The organism is Reinekea marinisedimentorum (assembly GCF_004341165.1).
In the GTDB taxonomy this organism is placed as follows: Bacteria; Pseudomonadota; Gammaproteobacteria; order Pseudomonadales; family Natronospirillaceae; genus Reinekea; species Reinekea marinisedimentorum.
Window position 1 is genome coordinate 53,881 of sequence record NZ_SLZR01000016.1, and the last position, 25,430, is coordinate 79,310.

At 51.9% G+C, this 25,430-nt stretch carries 18 protein-coding genes and 1 tRNA gene; 13 read left to right on the top strand and 6 right to left on the bottom strand.

Annotation, left to right across the window (positions count from 1 at the left end; genetic code table 11):
* The first annotated feature begins 84 nt into the window (after positions 1–84).
* The 6 genes from hemC to BCF53_RS15435 all read left to right on the top strand — a co-directional run bounded on the left by hemC (position 85) and on the right by BCF53_RS15435 (position 9,240).
* A complete protein-coding gene (gene hemC, locus BCF53_RS15410) occupies positions 85–1,029 on the top strand; it encodes a hydroxymethylbilane synthase (protein ID WP_132702969.1) in 945 nt (314 codons plus the stop codon).
* On the top strand, positions 1,029–1,763 hold the full coding sequence (locus BCF53_RS15415; protein ID WP_132702970.1) for a uroporphyrinogen-III synthase: 735 nt from the start codon (positions 1,029–1,031) through the stop codon (positions 1,761–1,763). Before hemC ends, BCF53_RS15415 begins: the two co-directional genes overlap by 1 nt.
* Positions 1,764–1,789: 26 nt before the next feature.
* Positions 1,790–2,890 carry a uroporphyrinogen-III C-methyltransferase gene (locus tag BCF53_RS15420; protein WP_132702971.1) on the top strand — a complete coding sequence of 367 codons (1,101 nt, stop codon included), beginning with the start codon at positions 1,790–1,792 and terminating at the stop codon, positions 2,888–2,890.
* Positions 2,887–4,053, top strand: a complete 1,167-nt coding sequence (locus BCF53_RS15425; protein ID WP_132702972.1) for a heme biosynthesis HemY N-terminal domain-containing protein — start codon at positions 2,887–2,889, stop codon at positions 4,051–4,053. The genes BCF53_RS15420 and BCF53_RS15425 overlap by 4 nt, the downstream gene beginning before the upstream one ends.
* Before the next feature lie 130 nt (positions 4,054–4,183).
* The gene (locus tag BCF53_RS15430) at positions 4,184–7,126 is read left to right on the top strand and encodes an EAL domain-containing protein (RefSeq protein ID WP_132702973.1); all 2,943 of its coding nucleotides are present in this window, start codon (positions 4,184–4,186) and stop codon (positions 7,124–7,126) included.
* Positions 7,127–7,155: 29 nt separating this feature from the next.
* Complete coding sequence (locus tag BCF53_RS15435; protein WP_165901943.1) at positions 7,156–9,240, top strand: diguanylate cyclase domain-containing protein; 2,085 nt, start codon at positions 7,156–7,158, stop codon at positions 9,238–9,240.
* Here BCF53_RS15435 and BCF53_RS15440 read toward each other — a convergent pair.
* Together BCF53_RS15440 and argH are read right to left on the bottom strand one after the other, a co-directional pair.
* Positions 9,222–10,778 carry a sensor domain-containing diguanylate cyclase gene (locus BCF53_RS15440; RefSeq protein WP_165901944.1) on the bottom strand — a complete coding sequence of 519 codons (1,557 nt, stop codon included), beginning with the start codon at positions 10,776–10,778 and terminating at the stop codon, positions 9,222–9,224. The genes BCF53_RS15435 and BCF53_RS15440 overlap by 19 nt on opposite strands.
* Positions 10,779–11,035: 257 nt before the next feature.
* Positions 11,036–12,424, bottom strand: a complete 1,389-nt coding sequence (gene argH, locus BCF53_RS15445) for an argininosuccinate lyase (protein ID WP_132702979.1) — start codon at positions 12,422–12,424, stop codon at positions 11,036–11,038.
* 172 nt (positions 12,425–12,596) lie between these two features.
* On the opposite strand from argH, the gene BCF53_RS15450 reads away from it, so the two are divergent.
* The 4 genes from BCF53_RS15450 to pckA all read left to right on the top strand — a co-directional run bounded on the left by BCF53_RS15450 (position 12,597) and on the right by pckA (position 17,193).
* Positions 12,597–13,610, top strand: coding sequence for a sensor histidine kinase (locus BCF53_RS15450; protein ID WP_132702981.1), 1,014 nt, complete (start codon positions 12,597–12,599; stop codon positions 13,608–13,610).
* Positions 13,611–13,613: 3 nt separating this feature from the next.
* Positions 13,614–14,348, top strand: a complete 735-nt coding sequence (locus tag BCF53_RS15455; RefSeq protein ID WP_132702983.1) for a LytR/AlgR family response regulator transcription factor — start codon at positions 13,614–13,616, stop codon at positions 14,346–14,348.
* Positions 14,349–14,524: 176 nt separating this feature from the next.
* On the top strand, positions 14,525–14,734 hold the full coding sequence (locus BCF53_RS15460) for a hypothetical protein (protein ID WP_132702985.1): 210 nt from the start codon (positions 14,525–14,527) through the stop codon (positions 14,732–14,734).
* Between the two features lie 827 nt (positions 14,735–15,561).
* The gene (gene pckA, locus BCF53_RS15465) at positions 15,562–17,193 is read left to right on the top strand and encodes a phosphoenolpyruvate carboxykinase (ATP) (RefSeq protein WP_132702987.1); all 1,632 of its coding nucleotides are present in this window, start codon (positions 15,562–15,564) and stop codon (positions 17,191–17,193) included.
* A 68-nt stretch (positions 17,194–17,261) separates the two neighbouring features.
* Here pckA and BCF53_RS15470 read toward each other — a convergent pair whose 3' ends face one another.
* Complete coding sequence (locus BCF53_RS15470; protein ID WP_132702989.1) at positions 17,262–18,029, bottom strand: sulfite exporter TauE/SafE family protein; 768 nt, start codon at positions 18,027–18,029, stop codon at positions 17,262–17,264.
* Between the two features lie 154 nt (positions 18,030–18,183).
* Here BCF53_RS15470 and thiL point away from each other — a divergent pair, with 154 nt between their 5' ends.
* Positions 18,184–19,125: a thiamine-phosphate kinase gene (thiL, locus tag BCF53_RS15475; protein WP_132702991.1), complete on the top strand. Its 942-nt coding sequence runs from the start codon at positions 18,184–18,186 to the stop codon at positions 19,123–19,125.
* Between the two features lie 12 nt (positions 19,126–19,137).
* Positions 19,138–19,617 carry a phosphatidylglycerophosphatase A family protein gene (locus tag BCF53_RS15480; protein ID WP_132702993.1) on the top strand — a complete coding sequence of 160 codons (480 nt, stop codon included), beginning with the start codon at positions 19,138–19,140 and terminating at the stop codon, positions 19,615–19,617.
* A gap of 54 nt (positions 19,618–19,671) precedes the next feature.
* Here the strand turns inward: BCF53_RS15480 and ptsP are convergent, their stop codons facing one another.
* Complete coding sequence (gene ptsP, locus BCF53_RS15485; RefSeq protein WP_132702995.1) at positions 19,672–21,939, bottom strand: phosphoenolpyruvate--protein phosphotransferase; 2,268 nt, start codon at positions 21,937–21,939, stop codon at positions 19,672–19,674.
* Between the two features lie 155 nt (positions 21,940–22,094).
* Positions 22,095–23,246: a mannitol-1-phosphate 5-dehydrogenase gene (locus tag BCF53_RS15490; RefSeq protein WP_132702997.1), complete on the bottom strand. Its 1,152-nt coding sequence runs from the start codon at positions 23,244–23,246 to the stop codon at positions 22,095–22,097.
* Positions 23,247–23,727: 481 nt separating this feature from the next.
* Between BCF53_RS15490 and BCF53_RS15495 the strand changes: the two genes are divergently transcribed.
* Positions 23,728–23,804, top strand: a tRNA-Ile gene (locus tag BCF53_RS15495).
* A gap of 263 nt (positions 23,805–24,067) precedes the next feature.
* On the opposite strand, the gene BCF53_RS15500 is transcribed toward BCF53_RS15495, so the two are convergent.
* Complete coding sequence (locus tag BCF53_RS15500) at positions 24,068–25,255, bottom strand: multidrug effflux MFS transporter (protein WP_132702999.1); 1,188 nt, start codon at positions 25,253–25,255, stop codon at positions 24,068–24,070.
* Positions 25,256–25,430 lie beyond the last annotated feature (175 nt).

Consider the following 25,430-nt stretch of genomic DNA (forward strand, 5'->3'; position numbering starts at 1 on the left):
TCCACTGTGTGCCGTAATAAAGGTTGTCTGTACCGTTGTAACAGCAGTGGTACACTGCCCCCAAGCTGAATTAAAGAAGTTGATATGATCGATAAAATCAGAATTGCCACCCGTAAAAGCCCGCTTGCCCTGTGGCAGGCAGAATTTGTCGCCGCCGAAATTAAAAAGCACCATCCCGATATTCAGGTCGAACTGATACCTATGAGTACCCGGGGCGATAAAATCCTCGATGTCGCACTGGCGAAAGTGGGCGGCAAGGGGCTGTTCGTGAAAGAGCTGGAAGTGGCCATGCAGAATGACGAGGCCGATATTGCCGTGCATTCCATGAAAGATGTGCCCATGGAGTTGCCCGAAGGCTTTGATTTGCCGGTTATCTGCGAACGGGAAACGCCATTCGATGCCTTTGTCAGTAACCGCTATGCGCATATCGATGAGCTGCCGAAGGGCGCAGTTGTTGGCACCTCCAGTTTACGCCGTCAGGCGCAATTACTGGCGCGCCGCCCGGATCTGGAAATTAAAGTCCTGCGCGGCAATGTCGGCACCCGTCTAGGAAAGCTCGATGCCGGTGAATACGATGGCATTCTGCTGGCCGCCGCCGGCCTGGTCCGTCTTGGCCTGGTTGAGCGAATCGCGCATGTGATCGATTATAACTGGTTGCTTCCGGCCTGTGGGCAGGGCGCTGTCGGTATTGAGACCAGAGCCAACGATGCTGCGGTGAGCGAAGTGCTTAAGCCGCTGTATCACCATGAAACGGCCGTGCGGGTGATTGCCGAGCGCGCCATGAACCGTTCGCTCGATGGCGGCTGTCAGGTACCGATTGCCGGCTTTGCGGTCATTAACGGCAATCAACTGTCGCTGGAAGGGCGGGTTGCCTCAAATGATGGCCAAACCCTGCTGCAGGTTTCAGAGCAGATCACCCTGGAAGAAACCGAGGTTCAGCAGCGGGTTCAGGCAGAAAGTCTGGGCTGCTTTGTTGCTGAGCAGCTGATTGCCCGGGGTGCTGAAAAGTTGCTTGCCGAGCTAAGCTGATGCGTGTCGTTATTCCTAAAGCCGCTTCCGAGCAGTCGCGCTGGCAAGCGCAGCTGGCAGACAGCGGCGCGGAACTCGCCTTTGCGGACCCGTGGCAGATCGATGTTCTGCCGGAAACCGCAACCATGCGCTCAGAATGGTTGAATCTGGATCTGAACTTTGCTGTCTTTTGTGTCAGCCCGACAGCCGCAAAAGTATTGGTTGAGGCGTTGGATCAATACTGGCCGATGCCACCGATTAAGGTGCGTTGGTTGTGTAATGGCCCGCGTACCGCAAGCGTTCTGCAAAAAGCCGGATTAAATGCAGAATACCCGGAAACGGGCCATACTTCAGAAGATGTTTATGCGTTGATCCGCTCTGCCATCAATCAGACAGGCCGATGCCTGATTGTTCGCGGTGAAGATGGCCGCGATTGGTTGAGCCACAAACTGCAGCAGCAGGGCGTTAAGGTTGCCCTGGTCGATTGTTACCGCCGGGCCATCAATACCGCGGCGCTGGAGCAGATGGCCGAGCAGGCCCGGCACGCGCAGGCGCTCTGGCTCAGCTCTGAATATTTGGGCGAGCAGTTAATAGACAACAATGGCCCGTTTTGGCGCAGTTGGAACGGGCAGTGGTGGCTGTCGTCCGGGCGCTTGGTTGACTGGGCAAAACAGCATAAATTGAACAATATAAAACAAGCGAACGGCGCTACACCGCAAGCACTGGCACAACTGCTCTGCGCTGTTTCAAAATAATAAGTGTTATCAGGTACGGGTAGATTATGAGCGAGCAAGATAAGGAAAAACTGGTTTCGCAGGACGTTGTTGAAGTCATCGAACAGGATGCCGGCGACAACGATAACAAGGCTACGGAGCCCGCTGAAGAAATTAAAAAGGCAGAAAAAACTCCGGGCCGGTTTGCCAAAGGGCGATCCTGGCTGCTGGCTGTCATCATATTGGTGATTCTGCTGGTGCTGATGGCCGCGGGTGGCTACTGGCTGTTTGACCGGCTGAATCAGAGAATCGACAGCCTGGCCAGCAATCAGCAGGCACTGGTACAGCAGATTCAGGCCAATCAGCAGCAATATGAAACGGTGCAGTCAGGTATTACCAGCAACCGCAATGAATGGCGTCAGGCCTATACCAATATCGAGCAGCTGGTGGTTAATGCCGCTCAGCGCTGGAATCGCGATGCCGACCGTACCGAAAACCGCTGGCCACTCGAGGAAGCTCTTACCCTGACCCGCCTTGCTGAGCAGCGACTGCAGCTCGACAGCTCGGCAACGGTAGCTTCTGGCCTGCTGAAGGCTGCAGACACCATTCTGGCTAATATGGATCAGGCGGCTGTACTGCCACTGCGCCGACAACTGGCGGCAGATATGCTGGCACTGAATTCGACCGTGTCTGCGGATATCAATGGCCTCTACTTTACTCTGGAAGCCATGGCGGAACAGATTCGTGAATTAAACTGGCTGCCCAAACCGCTGAATCAACCGGAGCTGGAATCCGATACCTCGCCGGCTGAAAGCTTCCTGCAGGGCCTGCAGAATGTATTCGTGGTCTCCCGTCTTGATGTGCCGATGGAGGCTCCACCGCTGCATTCCGACTTTGAGCAATGGCGTCAGCGTACCCTGTTGCTGCTTGAGCAAACCCAGCTGGCGTTACTGGCCCACAACCAGAGTCTATTCGATGCCGCTCTGGCTCAGAGCACCGAAATGCTGACCGCTATGCAGAGCCAGATCAGTGTCGCACCGTACCTGGAGCAGCTGTCGACCTTAAAGGCTGCGGTACTTAACCCGCAATGGCCGGATATTCACGCAAGCGTTGAGCTGATCGAGCAGTATCTGGCCGGCCAAAGTGATGCAGAGGAGGCGACAGAATGAGAAAGCTGATTCCGTTTGTCCTGCTGATTATTGTAACCCTGCTCATAGGCGGCGCGCTGGCGCAAATGATGGTGAAAGATTCCGGGGTCATGCTGATTACCTGGAACGGCTGGATGCTCGAAACCACCTTCTGGGCCGGCTTGGGGCTGATTCTTGGTAGCATCCTGTTTATTGTGCTGGTGGTTTGGCTGATCCGGCGTTTGGCACCGGGCAGGCTGGTGCGTTCCTTTAAGAATCGCCGTTATCAGAAGATTGCCAAGAAAGAGACCTCCGCGGCCATTCAGCACTGGATGACTGGCAACGAAGACAGAGCCATTAAATCGCTGCATAAGGTTGCCCGTGCCGGTGGTTCCGATCGGTTGCCGCAGGCCGTCAGCCTGGCGTTGGGTTTAACTCATGCCGACTGGCCAGAGCGCTTCAGTGCCTTTAGTGAGGCCGACCCGGAACTGAAAAACTTTGCCCTGATGCTGCAGGCCGAGCGTCACTGGCAAACCAATCAACACGAGGCTTTTCTGGCGTTGCTTGCCGATCAGCCCGCTGTGTGCAAGGTGCCCTGGTTGCGTGAACGTCAGTGGCAGGCAATGCTGTTGACGGGGCAGGGGCTTCAGTTGATCGATCGGGTCAATGAAGCAATTAATATTCAGCCGGAAGAGCGAGAGCGTTGGCTGATACAGGCAGTAGAGGTTGCCTTTAAGAGTGTGTTGGGCAAAGAAGGCGAAGGCACTAAAATTCTCAGGTCGTTGTCGCGGGCACAGAAGCACATTCCTGAAGTGATTGTGGCCGAGGTGCGTTACCTTATTTCTGTCGGTGCCACTGAGTCGGCCTTTAAACGCCTGAAGCAGTTGCTGCAATTGCCGGATCAACTGGAGCACTGTGATCTGCTGTTAAGCCTGGATATTGACGATAAACAAAAGCTGGATTTTCTGCACAAGCTTAAGCCTGAACAACCCGGCCTGGCCTATTGCCGCACCATGGGGCTGCTCAATATTAAACAGAAAATCTGGGGCAGTGCGCAGAGCTGGTTGGAGCAGGGCTGGCAGCTGGGTGACCGCGAAAGCGGGCTGAAGCTTGCCGAGTTGCTGCAGCAACGAAACATGCTGCCCGAATCTGCTGAACTGTATAAAAACATCGCCAAAAGCCAACAGCCGGCTGTTATCGGGTAGAATCTGATTTCATACGCGGGTAGAAAATTGGATATAAAGCTTGGCAAGGGATCTGCAAAGACGAGTACAGTGTCTAGAATGTAAAGACACTGTTGAAAGCCACAGCATAAAACCAGCTAATTAATTGCAGATGCCAGATTTATATACCAAAGAGAGCACGCAAACTGATTTTAAATTGAACTGGTCCCAGCTTCAGGACGGCGCACGCCTGATACTTGAGCCCGCCGTTATTGAGTGGGCGCAAACCGTTCGCGGTTTTCAGGGGTTGGATCTTCATGTATCCAACCTCGTGAAGGGGGAGCCCAAATCCGTATACGCCTTTGGCAATCTTCAGGGTGAGGGTGGCCGGCTGCCGTTGGGTGGCCTGGATATCAAAGGCGTCAGTATTTACTTCTACGGCACCGTTCCGGTGGCGAAGCGTTACGAGCTGGTCAGCAGCCTGAGCAATGCCCTGAAGTGGCTGATAAATATTCAGCGCAAAATGCTGGGTGCGTTCAGTTTTAAGCATTCACCACTGATTATGTACCACGCAGCCGAGCTGGAAGGCCGCTGGGTTCTGCTGGAAGCCAATAAAGCGCTGGCAGATTTTCTGGGCATTAATATCGACGACTTGATTGGCCCGTCGGCAAAAGCGCAGGTACTCGATTATGTTCATCCTGATGATCTGCAACAGCTGATCACCAGCTACGACTACATTCGTACCACAACGCGCAACATGGCGCTGAATTATCGTATTCGCGGTGTCGATGGCAGTTATGTGCCAGTGACTGAATATGTGCGTTACTCTCAGGACATCACCCAAAAACGTTCGCAGTCCGTGTTGTGGCTGCAGCCGGATGAGCCACCAAAATTCAGCGATGCCACTAATCTGTTCAATAATATTGAGTCCTTTATGCAGGACATCAGCTTTGAAACCGGGCGCGATTTTCTGGTGCATTTTTGTCGTCGGCTTGAAGCCTCCAAGAAAATTCCCTGGCTGCTGTTCTGCGTACCATTGAATGATGACTGGTGGGAAACCTGGGTTATTTCCCGCAGGGGTTTCTTATTGCCGCCCTTTGCCTTTCAACCGAATAAAATTCGTGCAATAGATATTTCCAGTTTTAATCAGCAGGTACCTGAAAGCTGCAGTGATTTTGAAAAGGAATGTCTGTTTGGCGGTCACCCGATTGTATCTACCGTTAAGCTTGCCGATGAATCTGAACGTAACAGGGCGTACCTGCTGTTTGGTACCGAAAAGCCGATTAAAGACATCGCTGGTTTTGAAGAGATTCTGCAGTTTGCCGGCAAGCGGGTTCTGCGTGAAATCTGGCAGGCGCGTTTGGCCGATGCCCAGCTCGTGCAGAATGAACTTCTGTTGCGCCAGAAGAATCAATTGACCAGCATGGTGACCCTGTTGGGGCAACTGGATACCATTGCCGATGAGTCTGAGTTTTTATGGCAGGTGCAGGAAAACCTGCAGAAGACATTTAATCTGTCGAGCCTTGATCTGGTTTACTGGGCATCCGGCGACTGGCATACCGTGCTGCAGGCCGCCCCTTACTCCCATTACTGGAATGAGTATTCAACCCTGGCAAAAAACGAAAGCTGGATAAAAAGCCTGGAAAAATGCCGCCGCGAAGACAATCTGGTGTTGGAGCGGGCTACCCATCGTATTTATTGGCCACTGGGCCAGAGCCATGTCGGGTATTTGGTGATGGTGATGACCGTTTACTCAGATATGCCAGATTTAGAACTGCTGAACTTCTCGCGCAATGCTCTGAGCCTGGCACTGCAGGGCTTGATGCAGCGTGAAAACCTGCGCCTGCAGGCCATGCGCGATTCCTTGACCGGTCTGGGTAACCGCACTCAGTTACATGCCTGGATCAAGGTTGCATTGCCGACGCAAAAACAGGCCAGTTTATTGCTCTTTGACCTGAATCGTTTTAAGGAGATTAATGACAGCTTCGGGCATCAGTTTGGCGATAAACTGCTCTGTGAGATCGGGCCACGCATTGCTGATAATCTGAGTGATAAGGCGCACTATCTGGCGCGACTGGGTGGCGATGAGTTCGCCATATTCTTCCCCAACATTTCTCCGCAGGAAGCGCGACAGGTGGCAAAAAAAGTCAGCGAGGTTCTGTCTGAAAGTTATTTCATTGACCGTCTGCGCTTTCAGGTCGAAGCCAGTGTCGGCGTGGCGCATTTTCCACATCATGGTTCTGATGGCCATGAATTGTTGCGCTGTGCCGATGTGGCCATGTATGAAGCCAAGAACTCAGCCAAAGCGGTCGTTGAATTTACCGGTGAGCTGGACACCACCACGCCACTGCGTATCGCAGTGCTTTCAGGGCTCGATCAGGCCTTAAGTGAAGGCCAGCTAAGCGTTGTCTATCAGCCTCTGATGTCGACCGCGACCGGATTAACCGGTGGCTTTGAAGCGCTGGTCCGCTGGACGCACCCTGAGTTTGGCCCGCTGTCGCCGGCTGAATTTATTGCCATTGCCGAGATGGGTGAGGGCATTCGTAAGATTACAGACTTTGTGGTTCGCCAAACGCTTGCCAATCTGAAGGTTTGGCGGCGCATCATTCCTGATCTGCATATCGCCGTGAATATTTCACCCCGGGTGCTGCTGGACCATCATTTTCCAGAAATTATTGAGGGCATGCTCAAAGAGTTTGATTTACCGGGTGAATCCATTGTCATGGAATTAACCGAATCGACTCTGCTGGTTGACCCGGTGCGTGCCGTTGAAATTATTAACATGCTGGGTGAAATCGGCATCAAGGTTGAAATTGACGACTATGGCACCGGCTATTCATCGCTGGCCTATATTAAAAGCTTGCCGATCAGTGCACTCAAGATAGACCGCTCTTTCGTCGCCGATATTCTCACTGACGAAACCAATCAGGTCATTGTGTCTTCAACGATCAAGATGGCGCATACCCTGGGTTTGCAGACGGTTGCTGAGGGCGTAGAAGACGAAGCTACCCTGATGCTGTTGCGAAAGTATGGCTGCGATATGATTCAGGGTTATTACTATGCCAAGCCGCTGCCTGAGAAGGAGGTGGTTGGTTGGTTAAAGCGTAATGTCTGAAAGACAGCGCCCGGGAGATGACAGGTAATATGAAGCAAGACACGCTGTATACTGAATTAAAAGAGATTTTGCAGCAGGTAAAGGAAAACCCTCAAAAAGTTCAGCTGTTGGCCGAACGGGCGATACTGCTTTCGCAAAAGAACGGCTGGATACGGACACTGGCGCTGGCGAATCTGGTGCTGGGCTGGTGCCATATTGAGCTGCGGGTCAATGATGCCGCTGTTGAAAACTTCCAGCGCGCAAATATTCTCTTCAAAGATACCCGCGAAACAGAGTTTGTCGCCAACGGTTATTTTGGTTTGGGCTCGGCCTATATTTTAATGGGTGAATACACCCTGGCTATTGAGCAGTTCCGCATGGCATTGCAGTTAATGTCCGGTGTGGAAAGCGGTAATGACCTGGTGGTGCCGGTGCGCATTGGGTTGTCGCGCGGGTTGATGAACTTAGGTTACTGGTCCGATGCCGAACAGGAGCTGATGACCGTTACCGATGTCACCACCTTTAATGATGTGTTGCTGGCAGAGTATCAGCTGCTGTTGCTGCGGCTGGCGTTCTTCCGCGGTAATCAGCGAACGGTTCAGGATCAGCTGCAGCTGTGCCGCGAACTGGTGTACAGCATTGCCAGTATTCCGCTGAGCCGGCAGGTTGAATACTTTTCATCGCGTTACCTGATGAAGTATGAAAACGTGAAAATCGGTGAGAGTCAGCTGAAAAAACTCTGGGATGGCGCCGATGCCAATACCAACACCGACATCTACTTTTTAACCTATGAAGCCGCGATGGATTTGCTGTCCTCCGATAAGCCCAAGTACGGCATCGATTGGCTGAACCTGCTGCTTGATCACTCTATTCCGCTGGCACTGAGCCATCAGATTCACATCTCACTGGCCAGCTTTTACGTCACGCACCTGTGTCATGACCGGGCAACGGCACACTACCAGCATGCAGATCGCATCGCGCGGGAAATGCGCGAAAACGAAGTCACCCATCAGTGGGCGCGGTTTCAGGCTGAAGAGGTGCATCATTCGCTGCGCCATCAGGTTGCCCAACAGAAGAAAAACAACCAGATTCTGGCCGAAAGTAACGCTCTGTTGCAGGCTGTTAACCGCATTGCGATGGCAGTCAACGCGGCGCTGGATCAGGAATCTATGCTGCGCCGCCTGCGTGACCAGCTGAATGGCTGGATAGATACCGATGTTGTTGGCATTGCCGAACTGAAAGAGGACAACCTGTATTTTGACTGTGTACTGGAAGGCGAAAAACGCCTGCCGCCGGACCGTATTTCAATGACGGAAACCAATGCATGGTCGGTACGTGCGGTTAATGACGGTAGAATACTGATTGAAAACAATTACGAAATGAACGATGACATGCCATTGGCCGATGCGCCCAATCTGGTGCGCGCGGTATCGTTTATTCCACTGAAGTGTGAGAATCGCGTGATCGGTGTGTTAACGCTGCAGTCACGCAGTGCCCATGTTTTTAATTCCCGAGCGATCAGCCTGCTGGAGTATATGGCACCGGTCATCGGTATTGCCTTTGCGAACCTGATTAACCTGGAGCGCACCCGTGAACTGAGCGGTGAGCTGAATAAACAGCAACAGGAGCTCAACGATGTTCGTCAGTTGATGGCGCATATTTCTGATCACGATGAACTGACCGGCTTACCCAATCGCGCCAGCCTGCCCGAGCACTTTGATCGCTGGCGCACCATGGCACCTTTTCACTGCTTGCTGCTGCGTATTGTCAATCTCGATGAACTCAACAGTGCGGCCGGTTATGGTGTCGACGAAGAAATTATTCGCGTTATTGGCCAGCGCTTACGCAACCGGATTCGCCCAGATGATTTACTGGCGCGTACCGGCAGTGATCAGTTTCTGTTGTTTGTCGAATCGATGCGCCCGACCGGGCGTGTGAAGGAATTTGCCGATCAGGTTATCCAGTTGGCCATACAGCCATTGCGCTCAAAAGACACCACGGTTTATGCCGATGTGGCGATGGGGATTGTCACCTTTCCGGATCACGGTGAAACGCTGGATGAGCTGATGTCGATGGCGACAATCGCGCTGAATTACGCGACCGAGGATGAATCCGCTTACTTCTGTATTGAGTAGAAATGCACCTGGTTCTTGCCGGCGGCTTTCGCCTGGTACATGGCGACGTCGGCCAGCTTTAACAGCTCGTTGCAGACGCTGCCATGTTCGGGGAACAGCGCGATGCCGGCACTGCCGGTCAGGCTCACGCGGACGCCACCGTACAGGTCATAATCAGAGAAAATTGCATTGAACAGGCTGTGCACGCGGTTTTCTATTTCTTCTCGGCTCTCTGTGTGGCCCAGTAATACGGCAAACTCATCGCCGCCCAGTCGGGCCGGAATGTTCTCGGGCAGAGACTCGTAATAAGCCAGCAATGCGTCGTCCTCTACGCAGGCGGAAAAGTGTGCCCGAAGCCGGTTACTAAAGAGCAGCAACAGCTCGTCGCCGGCTCGGTGGCCATAGCTGTCATTAACCTGTTTGAAGCCATCCAGATCGATAAACAGGATGGCGCCTTTACGGCCCTCAGCGCTCATGGCGTCCATCGATTTAATCGCCAGCTTATAAAAGTAACTGCGGTTGGGCAGGCAGGTGATGGAATCGAAGTAAGCCAGCTTGGAAATCTTCTTGCGGCTTTTTTCGATACTGAGCACCATTGAGCCGAAAGAGGTTTTCAGTTCGCGTATTTCTTTCGGTACAAAGACTGAGGGTTGCCAGTCTAAGTGTACCGAGGACCCCTGTTTTTCTATTACGTGAATGGCTTTGATCAGCCTTTCCAGCGGTCTCACCAGTGAAAGCGTCGCAGGAATCGAAATGGCCAGTGCCAGGCCGAGACCGATCAGGATAACCAGCGATGCGTCCCGGTCAATTGCGATGGCTTTGCTTTCAAGCTCGATGATTGGCTGTGGCACCATAACGCCCCATAGAGCGTTGGGTACCGAGGTGTAACCGGCAATCATATCGGCCTTCAGCGCCGGTGAAAAAAACTGTTCTACACCGGTTTTGCCTTCCAGCATTTTTTGAACAGCACTCACTGCGGTGATGTTTCTGCGTTCCGCTATCCAGCCATCATTTGGGTGTGCCAGCACATTGCCCTGATGATCCACAATCGCGGCATGACCTTTTTCGCCGAAGGCGACCCTTTTGCCCATCGCAACGATGTAATCGGTGGCGATGTAAGCCAGCAGAAGGCCGTCGGCGGTTTCCCTCGCGAGCACAAAGACGGGTCCGGTTTGTAGAGCCTGATCCTCAGTTACCGTCGATAAAACTCTGCCTTCGCTGAGTGTTGATTCGGCCAGCGCCAGAATAGCTGGCTCGAAAAACTGCGGGCAATCGATGCCGTTGCTAAACAGGCAATCCTTGGTTGAGCCATCACCGTTGTCTACCCGTGCAACCAGGCTGAAGTTGAAGCTGTTCAGCAGTGCGCGGAACTCGTTCGATTGCATTTGCTCCGGGCTTTGGCTATCGAGAATGGAAAAGATCCCAACAACATCGTGGTAGTAGCGTTCAAACGCGCCGGACATGTTCTTTGCGATGACCAGGTGCCGTTGTTCAACCTCTTTAATTTCAAACTCTAATGCCTTCGAGTAGGGCCACAGCCAGAACAGCGTGGTAGGCACGATTGCAATCAAACAAAAAGTAAAAATAAAAAAATGCCTGAGTTTCATAGCTGCTTGTTCAGTCGTCCGTTCCGGTACAGTCGCTGCGCGCAGGTGCATGGTCACAGCGGGTCAGCAGGGGTGGAAATGTAGAATTAAAGAAAGCATAGCTGCGATATGAAAATTCGAAAGCGATTCAGGCGTTGTCAGGGCCGGGCTTTGAAAATGGCGGGCATAAAAAAAGCACATCGGGTGATGTGCTTTTCAAGAGACCGTGCTTAGCGTTCACTGAGCTTTTTCAGGGCTCGCTCACAGGCCGCCTTCACCTGATTCGGTGCGGTGCCACCCAAATGGTCGCGGGCTGCAACCGAGCCGGATAACGTCAGCACATCGAAGACATCGGCAGTAATCAGGTCTGAGAATGCCTGCAGCTGTTCCAGCGTCAGTTCAGACAGGTCTTTTCCTTCTTTGATGCCAAAGGCAACGGATTCACCCACTACTTCATGTGCATCGCGGAACGGCAAGCCTTTCTTAACCAGATAATCTGCCAGGTCGGTCGCCGTGGAATAACCTTTAGCGGCGGCCAGTTCCATGTTGTCTCGCTTGGCCTGAATATGCGGAACCATATCGGCAAAGGCACGCAGACTGCCGGCCAGGGTGTCGATAGTATCGAACAGCGGCTCTTTATCTTCCTGGTTGTCTTTGTTGTAGGCCAGTGGCTGCGATTTCATCAGCGTCAGCAGGCTCATCAGGTGGCCATAAACACGGCCGGTTTTACCACGCACCAGCTCGGGTACATCCGGGTTTTTCTTCTGCGGCATAATGGATGAGCCGGTACAGAAGCGATCTGGCAGGTCGATAAAATCAAACTGAGCCGACGCCCACAGCACCAGTTCTTCCGACATGCGCGACAGGTGCATCATAATCAGAGCGCCAACGTGGGTAAATTCGATGGCGAAGTCACGGTCAGAGACTGAATCGAGCGAGTTTTCTGTCGGGCGTTCAAAGCCCAGCAGCTCAGCCGTTATGCTGCGGTCAATCGGGTAGGTGGTGCCGGCCAGAGCTGCGGCCCCCAAAGGCATAATGTTGACGCGCTTGCGGCAATCCAGCAGGCGCTCAAAATCACGCTGCAGCATTTCATTCCAGGCCATCAGGTGATGACCGAAGGTGACTGGCTGTGCAGTTTGCAGGTGGGTAAAGCCGGGCATGATGGTGTTGGCCTCTGCCTGTGCCAGGGTAATCAGCGCCTGCTGCAGGCGGGTGACTTCGGCTGCCAGGTGGTCGATTTCTTCACGCACATACAGGCGAATATCGGTGGCAATCTGATCGTTACGCGAACGGCCGGTATGCAGCTTCTTGCCAACAATGCCGATCTTGTGGGTCAGTGCCGCCTCGACGTTCATGTGCACGTCTTCCAGCGCCACAGACCACTGCATGTCGCCGTTTTCAATATCGTTCTGCACTTCTTTCAGGCCGTGAACAATGGCGTCTTTTTCATCTTCTGCAATAACATTGCATTTGGCCAGCATGGTTGCATGAGCAATAGACCCTTCAATGTCGTGGCGATAAAGCCGGGCATCAAAACCAATGGATGCAGTAAATTCAGCGACAAAGGCATCGGTGGCTTCAGCAAAGCGACCACCCCAAGAAGAGTTCGTTTGGGTCATGGAAATCGTCCGGTTGATTGAATTGGCCGCACATTATAGGCAACGGCGTTGCTGCTGAATAGCGCAGTTCACAGAAAGCTCGCACAATGCGCGCTATTGTCGATGTTTTCGGCAGGCATTTAGTCTGTTGTTGTAATAAAGTATTTGATTAAATCTCTGGAACCTCGTCGCAGTGAACCCGCAAAACAAGCAGTTACATTTTGAAATCCCCAACCTGTGTCAAACTCAGGCGCTGCTCTATCTGGTACTGGTTTCTGAGCTGTGTGTGCTGGCCTGGACGCTGGCGGAGTTTTCGTTTTCCTGGTCTGTCTTCGCTCTGCGCAGCCTGAGCGTGCAATGGGTGGTGCTGTTGGCTGCTGCCTTATTGTGCCAGCTACGCCGGCACCGCTTTGATCAGTGGTCTCTGCGCAAAGGCTGGCTGGTGAGCTTTTTGTTGGTCGAGTGTATCGTGCTCTCGGTGCTGGCTGCGGGGCAGTGGGTGCTGACGGGCGCGGTTGCTCCGCTTTCGTTGCTACAAAAGCTGCTGGCCTCTGGCATCATCACCGCCATGGTGCTGCGCTTCTTTCAGCTGCAGCAGCAGGTGATTGCCCAAAGTCAGGCCGAGGCCAACTCCCGCATGGATGCACTGCAGGCGCGCATCCGGCCGCATTTTCTATTTAACAGCCTTAACACCATTTCTGAGCTGGTGGCCACCAAGCCGGAAGATGCCGAAGCGGCCATCGCCTCTTTATCGGTATTGTTCCGCGCCAGTCTGGCGGAAAAAAGCCGCTTTTGCCCGCTGAAGGATGAGCTGCAGTTGGTGAAGGGCTATCTGCGCCTTGAAAAGTGGCGCCTGGGCGATCGGCTTCAGGTTAGCTGGAATGAATCGGTTTCCGATATGAACTGGCCGGTGCCGGTGCTCTGCCTGCAGCCGCTGGTGGAAAATGCCGTGGTGCATGGTGTCGCAGCCAACCAGGCCGGTGGCAAAATCACCATCTCTGTTCTGCAAACACCACGTATTACGACCTTAATCGTTGAAAACAGTTGCTCGCAGCAGCCTTCCGGCCATCGTGGTCACGGCATTGGTCAGGAGAACGTGCGTAATCGGCTGCAGGCGCTGTATGGTGATGCTGCCCGTTACCGCATTGAGCAGGCCAACCAGCAATACAAAGTAACCCTAACGCTACCCAAACCGATAAAGGAGTAATGTATGCGCGTTTTAGTTGTTGATGATGAACCGCTGGCACGCGACAGATTACTGCGCTTTATTCAGTCTATCGATTATGTCGATGGCACCGCGGCTGCGACCAATGGCACTGAAGCACTGAAGCGGCTGGAAAGCGAAACCTTCGATGTTGTATTGCTGGATATCCGCATGCCCGGGCCCAGCGGTATCGAGGTAGCGGAATCGATCAGTAAAATGCCGCAGCGCCCGGCGGTGATTTTCTGTACCGCCTACGATGAGCACGCACTGGAGGCGTTTCGGGTGAATGCTCAGTCTTATCTGTTAAAGCCCATTCAAAAGGCTGCACTGGAAGAGGCGTTGCAGCAGTGCCAGAAGTTAAACCGGGCCCAGGTTATGGCGTTATCAACAGGGGAATCGAACTCAGTGCCCACCATACCGGTACAGACCGGGCGGGAAAAAGAACGCCTGCCATTGGCTGAAGTCTATTACTTTCGGGCAGATCAGAAGTATGTATCGTTGTTTGGCGAGCGGGGCGAGCGTGTTGTCGATATCAGCCTGAAGGCACTGGAAGAAAAGTTTGCCAGTCTGCTGATTCGGGTTCATCGCAACTGCCTGGTTAACCGATCGCGTATTGAAAAGCTGTTCCGCGATTCAGACGGCGGCTATTGGGTGTCGGTTCAGGGCGAAGAAAAGCCACTGGCGGTCAGCCGTCGCCACGTTAAACAGGTGAAAGAAATATTTAGTGAGCAAGCGGGTTAGTGGGCGAGCACTGTTCCGGTGCCGCTTAATTTGTAATCAATCGTCAAAGCCGGTTACTCAATGTAAGAAAATTCGCCTTAAAACTGGCGAAAATCGAAATTTGAACTATAACTCACTGGTCGAATTTATAATTAGTCAAAACTGCTGCGTAAAAAATCTAATAGGGAGTTATAAAGATGACAGTTGCCAAAAAAACATCCGAAGGGCCAGTAACTTCAGAAGAGCTGGCGCGCACTCCGAAGTGCAATGAGAATCTGCGAACAGAAATGGCCTCCGATGTTGAATCGTTTCTGGCTAACGGTGGTTCCGTCACCGAAGTTGAAACCGGTTACCGTGCCGACCCACCGAAGAAGCCTGAAAACAAATACGGTTCCCGACCTATTTAAATGTCAGACAATTTAATATTGAGCCCGCAATTGCGGGCTTTTTTGTTTTTGGCGAGCCAGAAGTGCATAACGAAGCTGAATACTTAAAATTTACCGAAAGAATTTCTATGTAATTTTGTTACCAAAAGGCCGTATTCGTAAATAAATATGGCCACCCTTGCGCCAATAAAATCTTTAAAGAGCGCAATTTGGAGCACGTAGGTGGGCTGTCATTCGGGTTCGGTCGTCTTAGAAGTTAAATGGCATATCAGTCGTTCTGAATATCATTAATAGGAATTAACGCTGAAAGGTTAGTTGATGTTTGTCAAAGGAGTTTGGCAGGCAAATTTCGGATCAACGCTATAATGTTAATTAAGCCTGTTGAAAACGATGCGCAAGCGCAGTCAAATTTTTCTGCTGATTTTGTAATTAAATTTCATACCGAATGCATTCAGAAATATTTATGGTTTTGGTGTGTAACATAATTTTTGCTACTCAAGTAGAATAAATAGCGTTCGTCAGCGGCTATTAACCAACAGTCAATTGAAAAAAAGGTTGTAGCCTGCGCTGAAAAACGCAGTTAACACTCAAAAAATAATAAAAATAAAATTTGAATGGATGAATCTGTTGAAAGGCAGGGTCCATTAAGGAGTAACTCGATGAAAAGACGGCCGGAATTCAAACTCGCTGAACGGTTCCCCTGTATGCCCCCTTTTTATCCTGATCCCCCAGGCAGTTATCAACCTTGCCTCCAATCTTAAAGAACAACATTACTGAATGACGCTGGCTCATTCTCAATGGTTTGACCATTCCAATGAATAACAAATCTCTCTATCAGGAGTGTATATATGGACGCAGTGACTAAAGAAGCTTTGGCTCAACGTATCGATCTGACTAAATACGGTATCGAAGGCACAACAGAAATCATTTATAACCCGTCTTATGAACAGCTGTTCGAAGAAGAGATGAACCCTGAGCTGGAGGGTTTTGAAAAGGGTGTTTTAACACAGAGTGGCGCAGTCAACGTGATGACCGGTGAATTTACCGGCCGCTCACCTAAAGATAAATTCATCGTGATGGATGATGTCACTAAAGACACCATCTGGTGGACCAGTGAAAAATCTAAAAATGATAACAAGCCCACCACTCAGGCAGTCTGGAACGACCTGAAAGCGCAGGTGAATAAGCAACTGTCCAATAAGCGCCTGTTTGTTGTTGATACCTTCTGCGGCTGTAATGAAAACTCCCGCTTGAAGGTACGCTTTATTGTTGAGGTTGCCTGGCAGGCGCACTTTGTGACCAACATGTTTCTGCGACCCAGCCCGGAAGAACTGGAATGCTATGGCGAGCCGGATTTCGTGGTGCTGAATGGCTCTAAAACCACGAATCCAAAATGGAAAGAGCACGGCCTTAACTCTGAAGTCTTTACGGTGTTTAACCTGACAGAAAAGATGCAGGTAATCGGCGGCACCTGGTATGGCGGCGAGATGAAGAAGGGCATCTTCGCGATGATGAATTACTACCTGCCACTGAACGGCATGGCGTCGATGCACTGCTCTGCCAACATGGCGGCCAATGGCGAAACGGCGATCTTCTTCGGGCTTTCCGGCACCGGTAAAACCACGCTCTCAACTGATCCGAAACGGGCTCTGATTGGCGATGACGAACACGGCTGGGATGATCACGGCGTGTTTAACTTTGAAGGTGGTTGCTACGCCAAAACCATTAACCTGAGCAAAGAAGCCGAGCCGGATATTTACGATGCCATCAAGCGCGATGCCTTGTTGGAAAACGTCACCGTGGATGATAACGGTGTCTGCGATTACGACGATGGCTCTGTGACTGAAAATACCCGGGTCACTTACCCGATTTACCATATCGACAACATCGTTAAACCGGTGTCAAAGGGTGGTCACGCCAACAAGGTGATCTTCTTAACCGCCGATGCGTTTGGTGTGTTGCCGCCGGTCGCAAAATTAACAGCAGACCAGACCAAGTATCATTTCCTTTCCGGTTTTACCGCCAAACTGGCCGGTACCGAGCGCGGCATTACCGAGCCAGTGCCTACGTTTTCGGCCTGCTTTGGTGCTGCCTTCTTAACGCTGCACCCAACCAAGTACGGCGAAGAACTGGTGAAGCGTATGGAAGCCTGTGGTGCCGATGCTTATCTGGTAAACACCGGCTGGAATGGCACCGGTAAGCGGATTTCCATTCAGGATACGCGCGGTATTATCGATGCGATTCTGGATGGTTCTATCGATAAAGCCGAAACCAAGATGTTGCCTATCTTTAATCTGGAAATTCCACTGGCACTGCCGGGGGTTGATCCGAAGGTGCTTGACCCTCGCGATACTTATGCCGATGCGTCTGAATGGACCGTTAAAGCAGAAGATTTGGGTAGCCGCTTTGTGAAGAACTTTGAGAAATTTACGGATAACGAAGAAGGTAAGCGCCTGGTTGCCGCAGGGCCTCAACTTTAACGGGGATATAGGTTAACGGCTGCGGAGCCGTACCAGTGAACAAGAAGGGCTGATTACTCAGCCCTTTTTTATGCCTGAATGATAGCGCTGATGCCTTCATAAGAAAGCTTCAAGCCAGTGATGAACAGCGCTACGTAGCAAATCCAGTAGAACCAGTTATCACGCAACTTGTGGTGCGCCCACACACCTATTTTTACGCCGATTGGCGCCAGAACCATCAGCACCAGAGAGGCCTTCAGGTTGCTGAAATCCAACAGACCCAGAAATGCATAGGGAATCAACTTGGTGTAATTAACAACAGTGAAGAAGATTACGGTGGTGCCTACAAAGAGGGTTTTATCCATCTTTTGCGGCAGCAGGTACATATTGATCGGTGGCCCGCCGGCATGAACGTTAAAGCTGGTAAAGCCTGCTACAGCACCATAGATCAGGCCGCGAACTCTGCCCGCCGGTTTCACCTTCTGGCTGCGCCCAAAGAGGGTCTGATAAATCCAGTTGAATGCAAAGACGATAGAGATAGCACCGACCAGCAGTTTGATATGAGCGGTCGACAGCTTATTGAAAAACAGAGTACCGATGACAATACCAAGCAGTGCCGCCGGTATCAGTGTTTTCAGATTTTCTTTATCGAAGGTGCCGCGGAAGCTCTTCAGCGCAAACAAATCGATGAAGCAAAGAATGGGCAGCATGATCGCGGCCGCCTGAGTTGGCGGGATGACCAGAGACATCAACGGTACAGAAAGTACACCTAAACCACCGCCTAAGCCTCCCTTGGAAATACTGGAGATCAGCACCGCGGGTATGGCGACTGCGTAAAACATCGGATCAGATAGCATAATGGTTCCCGTGAAATCAGATGTCGCCATTGTACTGTGTTCGGGTAGCACTCTGCCTCCTATATACAGGAAACTGGCCTATTATCGCTGCAACAGTTTTCAGCCGTGGCCGGAATGTCTCTATAATGCGCCATCCATTTCAGGTTGAACCTTTATGCGCGAGTTTGAACTCATACAGAAATACTTTTCCGGCTGGCCGCTGAAATCCAACAAGCTGAAGCAGGGCATCGGTGATGATTGCCTGGTCTGGCAAAGTGATGTGCCGCTGGTTGTCTCCACCGATACCGCCGTGCAGGGTGTGCATTTCCCGGAAGGCGCAACCGGCGCGCAGGTTGCGGCACGGGCCTTTTTGCCGGCACTGAGCGACCTGGCCGCGATGGCCGCCAAACCTGAGTTTTTTACCCTGGCGCTGTCACTGCCGGCAAACACCAGTGAAAGCTGGCTGGCCAGCTTTGCACAACAACTGCGGTCGTTTTCTGAGCAGTACGGCATCGTTCTGGCGGGTGGCGATACCACCCGTTCGCCGGTGATTACCGTAACGGTCAGCGTTCATGGCAGCAGCAACAGCCCGGTATTGCGCAGTGGCGCAAAGCCGGGTGATGACATCTGGGTTACCGGCAGTTTAGGGGGCGCAGCCGCTGCGGTCCCCTTTGTTACCGGTGCCGACCCGGCCGAGGCAGAACCGGAATGGCTGGCCGCCTATTGGAACCCGCCGTTGCCGGTGGCGTTTGCTCTGCAGGTGGCTGCTTACCTGAACAGTGCCATCGATATTTCCGATGGCCTGATGGGCGATGCCGGCCACATTGCCCGCGCCAGCGGTGTTTGCCTGTGCATCAACCTTGCGGATTTGCCACTGGCCAAAGGGCTGGCGGATCAGGGGTCGCAGGGATTAAAGCTTGGGCTCAGCGGTGGCGATGATTACCAGCTTTGCTTCACGGCTGAACCCGGTAAGCGAGCCGCTATTGAGCAGCTAGCCGCCGGGCTTTCGCAAAAAGTTACCCGCATTGGCCGGGTGGAAGCAGGCGAGGCCGGCGTTAACTGGTATGATGGCGGGCAACTTATCACCTTGCCGTGGCAAGGCTATCAACATTTTTAAAGCAGGAAACCGATGTCTGAACCATCTCAACGCCGTTGGAATAATCACTGGGTACATTTTTTAGCCTTTGGCTTTGGCAGTGGCGCCGCCCCTAAAGCGCCGGGTACCTTTGGCACGCTGGCCGCTATTCCGGTGTACCTGCTACTGGCACAGCTACCGCTTTGGCCTTACCTGGCGGTTATTGTGCTGAGCTTCCTGTTGGGTGTTTACCTGTGCGGGCAAACCTCTAAAGATATGGGGGTGCACGATCACGGCGGCATTGTGTGGGATGAATTTGTCGGTTACTGGATTACCATGATTGCGCTGCCGTTCCACTGGGCGTGGATAGTGGCTGGTTTTGTGCTGTTCCGTCTGTTCGATATCTTAAAACCATTTCCGATTGGCTGGCTGGATAAGCGCGTACACGGTGGCCTGGGCATCATGATTGATGATGTCATCGCCGGTATTTTTGCGTTGATTATTCTGCAGCTGGCGCGCTACTTCTTCTTTTAATCGGCATTCGCCCGCGTACAGGCGGGCGCAGCGTTCATGCGGTTCGAGGCCAGCTTAAGATTCAAACTGCTCGGTAAACCCGATTTCTTTCAGCTTTAATTCCAGCCGTTCCTGTATTTCCACTTCGTTGGCCAGATCGAGTATTTCATCCAGCATTACCCGGCAATCGCGCATGTTGCTGTGGCGAATCAGCCACTTCACCAGCGGCAGCTTGTAGGCCGAGAGGCTGAGCGTGCGTACCCCCATGCCCAACAGAATGAGTACGGCTTTCGGGTCGGAGGCCATTTCACCGCAGACACTCACCGTCAGGTTCAGGCGGCGGCATTCGCGCACAATATGATAAATCGCGCTGAGTACCGCCGGGTGGAAGTGCGAATACAAATGCGCAACCCGCGGGTTGTTTCGATCGACGGCCAGTATGTACTGGGTTAAATCGTTGGAGCCGATAGAGACAAAATCAATATAGTCACGCAGGCGCGGCAGCATCCAGATAATGGCCGGAACTTCGGCCATGATGCCGATGGAAGGCTTATGAACCGGGTATCCTTCTTCCTTCAGCTGTTTGATCGCTTCATCGACCAGCGCGTGCACGCGCAGCAGTTCGTCTTCCCGGCTGAGCATGGGCACCATAATCTGCAGGTTATCGTTATCGATATTCGCCAGCAGCATGGCGCGGATTTGATCGAGCTGAATGTTGCGGTAATCCAGCGTAAAACGAATACCGCGCCAGCCCAGGTAAGGGTTTTCTTCTTTAATCGGGAAGTAGGGCAGTGCCTTATCGCCACCGATATCCAGTGTACGCATGACCACAGGTTTAGGCGCATAGGCTGAAAGCACGCCCTTGTAGATGCGCACCTGTTCTTCTTCCGTGGGGAAGGTGTTGTGCACCATAAACGGAATTTCAGAGCGGTACAGGCCAATGCCTTCCGAGCCGCGCTCCAGCCCCGGCGTAATGTCTGCCAGCAAACCGGTGTTGGTAAACAGGCGAACGGTTTGGCCATCGGTTGATTCTGCAGGCAGAGATTTCAGGTGAGCAAGGTCGGCCTGACGGGCTTTGTTCTGCTGGATCAGCCGGCGGAATTCTTCTTTCACCGGTTCCGGTGGGTTGGTAATAACGAAACCGCGGGTACCTTCAATAATCACTTCTGTGCCATGCAGGCTGCGCAGATTGGCATCATCCAGGCCGACAACCGCCGGAATACCCAAAGCGTTGGCCAGTACCGAGGTATGCGACAGGGTAGACCCCTGATTACTGATGATGCCGGCAATCAGCGAGGCATCGAGCCGGCCAAAGTGGTCGACGGTGATATTTTCGCCAACCAGCACAATGGGGACATCGGTTTCAATGACCTCTGGCTCGTAGTTTTGCAGCTGGCGGTAAACCCGCGCACCCAGCACTCGCAGATCGTCGGCACGGGCTTTCAGGTACGGGTCGTCCATGGCATCGAATACAGCGATTTGTTCCAGCATGGCCAGTTTTAATGCACTGCTGGCGCTGATGTCACTCTTCAGGTGCTGCTGAATGGCCGCATGCAGCTCCGGGCTGTTGAGCAGTAGCTTGTATACCTCGATCAGCGCCGAGAGCGTTTCGGTATCGCCGTGGGTGGCATCATCACCATCCAGCTCTTCCAGGCTGTTCTCGAAGGCATCGCGAATGCGCTCCTGCTCAAACTCGATACCGGAGCCGGGCTTAATCTCAATTTCTTCCAGAGTGATTTCGTTGCGTACCACCCAGGCCTTGGCGATTGCCGTGCCCGGTGCGCCGCCCAAGCCGCGTATGCGCCGGATTTTATTTGCCTGAGGTGTGGCGGCATCATCCGGTTCGTTGTCTTCCGTTGCACGCACCAGCCCAATGGCCTGGCTGGCAACCAGGTTGGCGCCCATGGTGATCAGGAACGCCTCTTCCTCTTCGGTAAAGCGTCGGGTCTCTTTTACCTGAACAACCAAAACACCGAGCACGTTGCCCTGATGGATCAGCGGTACACCCAGAAAGCCCTGATAACGCTCTTCGCCGGTTTCTTTAAAGTAACGGAAGTTAGGGTGTTTATCGGCATAGGGCAGATTCAGCAAATGCTGGCGCTGGGCAATGGTACCGACCAGGCCCTGACCAAGCGGCATGCGGATAACACCAATGGCTTCAGCGGCAAGCCCTTCACTGGCGGTTAACACCAGCTCGCCATCAATCATCAGGTAAAGGCTGCATACGTCGGCTGAGAGCGCAGTACGGATGCGTTGCACAATAAGCTGAACCAGCTCCTGCTGGTCTTTAACTTGTGCAGCATCAAGAAATATTTTTTTTGCGACGAGCAGCGGGCTGAGCATGAGGTTACCAGTTCGAATAGTTACCTCGATTGTACCTTTATTGCTTATTCGTGCCAGTGTCTAAATTGCGGGAATGAGAAAGAGTGACGTTTGTAAAATGTATGCACCCTGCAAGGGAGCAAGCAGAGTGCCCGGAAGGGCACTCAGAGGGGTTGTTAAGCAGATTTCAGCGCCTGGTAAGCGGCTTCTACGCGCGCTACTTCGCTGCTGTCTACCGGCAGTTCTGAATAGTGAGCCAGTGTTTCTTTCAGGCCTTTTTCCGCAAACATTGCCTGCAGTTCAACTGCTTGCGGGTCATCTTCATTTACATAGAAGAAGGCAGCGGCCATACCTTTAATCAGGTGGTCGTTGGCAATGCCGTATTCCATGGTGCCCAGCAGAGGCTTGGTTAAGCGGTCGGCAGGGCCCAGCTTACGGATAGGCTGACGGCCAACGCGGTCGATTTCATCCACCAGGTAAGGGTTCGCAAAACGGCCCAGAATTTTCTGAATGTAGGCCGCGTGGGCATCGGCTTCAAAGCCGTAGCGGCGGATCAGTACTTCACCGCTTTCTTCCATTGCTGCCTGAACGTCAGCCTTAACGGCTTCGTCTTCAATCGCTTCACGGATGGTGTTGTGACCGGCCAGTGCACCCAGGTAAGCCGTAATCAGGTGACCGGTGTTCAGGGTGAACAGTTTACGCTCAACGAACGCCATCAGGTTATCGGTCAGTTCCATGCCTTTAATGTTTGGTACGTCACCTTTGAACTGAGTTTGATCAACGATCCACTCGCTGAACTCTTCAACGGTGACTTCCAGCGGGTCTTCGCTGTCGGCCGGTGGCACAATGCGGTCTACCGCAGAATCGGCAAAACCAACCAGCTCTTCAACCTTCGCGTGGTACTTCTCATCCAGGTGCTTCAGAACTTCGTTTTTCAGGTGCGTAGTGCCGCGAACCATGTTTTCACAGGCAATAATGTTCAGGAAACCTTCGTTGCCGTCTTCAATACGCTTGGCCAGGCCATCGGCAATGGTTTTAGCGATGATGTTCAGAACGGTAGGGCCAACCGCCGTGGTGATCAGATCAACCGTGGCCACCTGTGCGATCACAGCATCCGCGTCTTTAGAGTTCACGGCGTCAACATTGCTCACAGCTTCAGTGCGGCATTCGCTGCCAACAACCTTCACGTTGTAGGTTTTCTTTTCTTTCAGCTGGTTGATCAAATCGTCTGCAACATCGGCAAACGTTACATGCACGCCAGCATCGGCCAGAACCTTACCGATAAAACCACGGCCAATGTTGCCTGCACCAAAGTGTAAGTCTTTCATTATTGCGTTCCTTATTTTGTAGAGAGATTAAAGCTGCCGCCAGAGGGGTAAAACCGCTGGCCTATTATTCTTGTAATAAATGACGCGCTTAAGGCTGTTAGCCAGAAAATAAGAGTAAACCGGAGCTGAACTTAAGCATCGCGCCACTAATAAACTTAGCGCATATTCTCGTAGTTACACCCCTGCAGATCAACCTAGATCTGATTTATCTTGCAAACAAATTGATTAAAATTGACCTTTGTTGGCATTTAGGTGATTTTTTGAGCGATTTTCCATGAAAGCCTCTCTGCCAGCCTTGAAATCCCAGACAACCGCGCAGCCGGCTTAACCACCCGTCAGCAATGAGCCCTGCAGTGTCTCAAGGCTCTGAAAAATGGTTAAAAATCAACGCACTGGGTAGACTTGCGCGGTTTGCGCGTTATAATGCGCGAACTTTCCAAATTGCACTGTTCACCAGCGTGACAGATGCATTTCTTGTTAAGGGCCTATAGCTCAGTTGGTTAGAGCAGTCGACTCATAATCGATTGGTCGTCGGTTCAAGTCCGCCTAGGCCCACCATATTGAAAGTCCAGAAACCCGCTAACCATGCGGGTTTTTGCGTTTTTGGACTCTCTCCAACGTAGTTCAAGATTTTGTCCGCATCGTCGGTGGGCCAGATTTGCGTGCAAATCAACCAGGCAGTCTTTGGTTCAAGTCAGCAAGACTGGTTTTTTTGTAAGTTAGTACAGTGCCCGCGCTGGCGTCACTGCATTTAAAATGCACGTTTATAAAAGCTTCCCGTTTGGTTGTGTGATTGAGTGCCCTTGGCTATGGCCAACCACTCAAGTGGATGTTTGGGGCTTGATGCTCTGGCTGAACAGCAGTCCTAAACACGCTATCACGGCAAGTATTCCAATGGTCAGCGCCATAGGAATAACGGTGCCATTATAAAGTTGGCCGGCAATGTACCCGCATAACGCACCCAGCGCACCCTGGGCGAATCCTATTAATGCCGCAGCAGCACCCGTTTTCTTCGGGAAGGGCATAATGGCTAGAGACATAGCTGATGGCATAACAATGCCGTTGCCAACAGCGTAGATAAACATAGAGCCTACAATGCTGGTAATGGAGACGATGCCAATAAGTGGTAACGTTGCCATTAGCAGGCCACCAATGAATAAAAAAATCACACCGTTCTTTGCTGCAATCTCGCTGGAGTACCTTCCACTGAGTTTTGCAGAAATGATGCTGCCTATAAACATACCGAAAGCCGTGATACTAAATAAAACCCCATAGTATTGAGCCGGAACTTCCAGTACTTCTATGAGTACAAAACTGGACGCAGAGGTGTAGGTAAGAACGCCAGCAACCGATGTTGATACGACCGTGAAGTATCCGAAAAAGTGTTTGTTGAGCAGTAATGAAGCGTAGTTAATGAAGAGAGCTTTCAGGTTAAATGCATGGGGATTTCGCTTAGTGTTTGTTTCTTCAAAGCCTAATAATGTCCAGAGCATTAAACCGCCACCGAGAACGGTAAACACAATAAAAAGGCTACGCCAACCAAAATGTACTCCGAGAAAGCCGCCTATGGCCGGGGCAATTAGTGGAGCCATAGAAAATCCCGTTATCATATAAGACATGACCTTGCCCATATCTTTTGGAGAATACACATCTCTTACGATCGCTCGGCTAATCAGTACGCCTGCACAGCCGCCTATCGATTGAATAAAGCGTGCGGCAATTAATAGCTCGGCGCTTGTTGAAAACACGCAAACAAGCGACGCTAAAGAAAAAAGGGCGTAGCAATAAACCAAAACAGGCTTGCGGCCGAATTTATCAGAAAGTGGACCGATAACAAGTTGCGCTCCAGCAAAGCCAATCAGATAAACACTTACTGTTAATTGGATCGTAGCGGCATTCGTCGAAAAGTCGTCTGCCATTGCAGGCAGTAATGCGAGGAAGAAATTAATTGAAAGAGGGCCTGAAACGCTTAAGGCCGTTAAAAAGACCAGAAAAGAAGCTGAGCGCATATGTGTGGTTACTTCGTAGTAGGGGTTCTTATAAACTTCTCCCACTTAACGGTGAATTAAGGGGAGAAGAGGTATGCTAGTGGGCCATGCGGTTAATTAGGTAATACTTTTTTAGCCCGTTCAACGGATGCAATTATCTTTTCTGCACTTTTCGTCCACTTAAATGGTTTTGCTA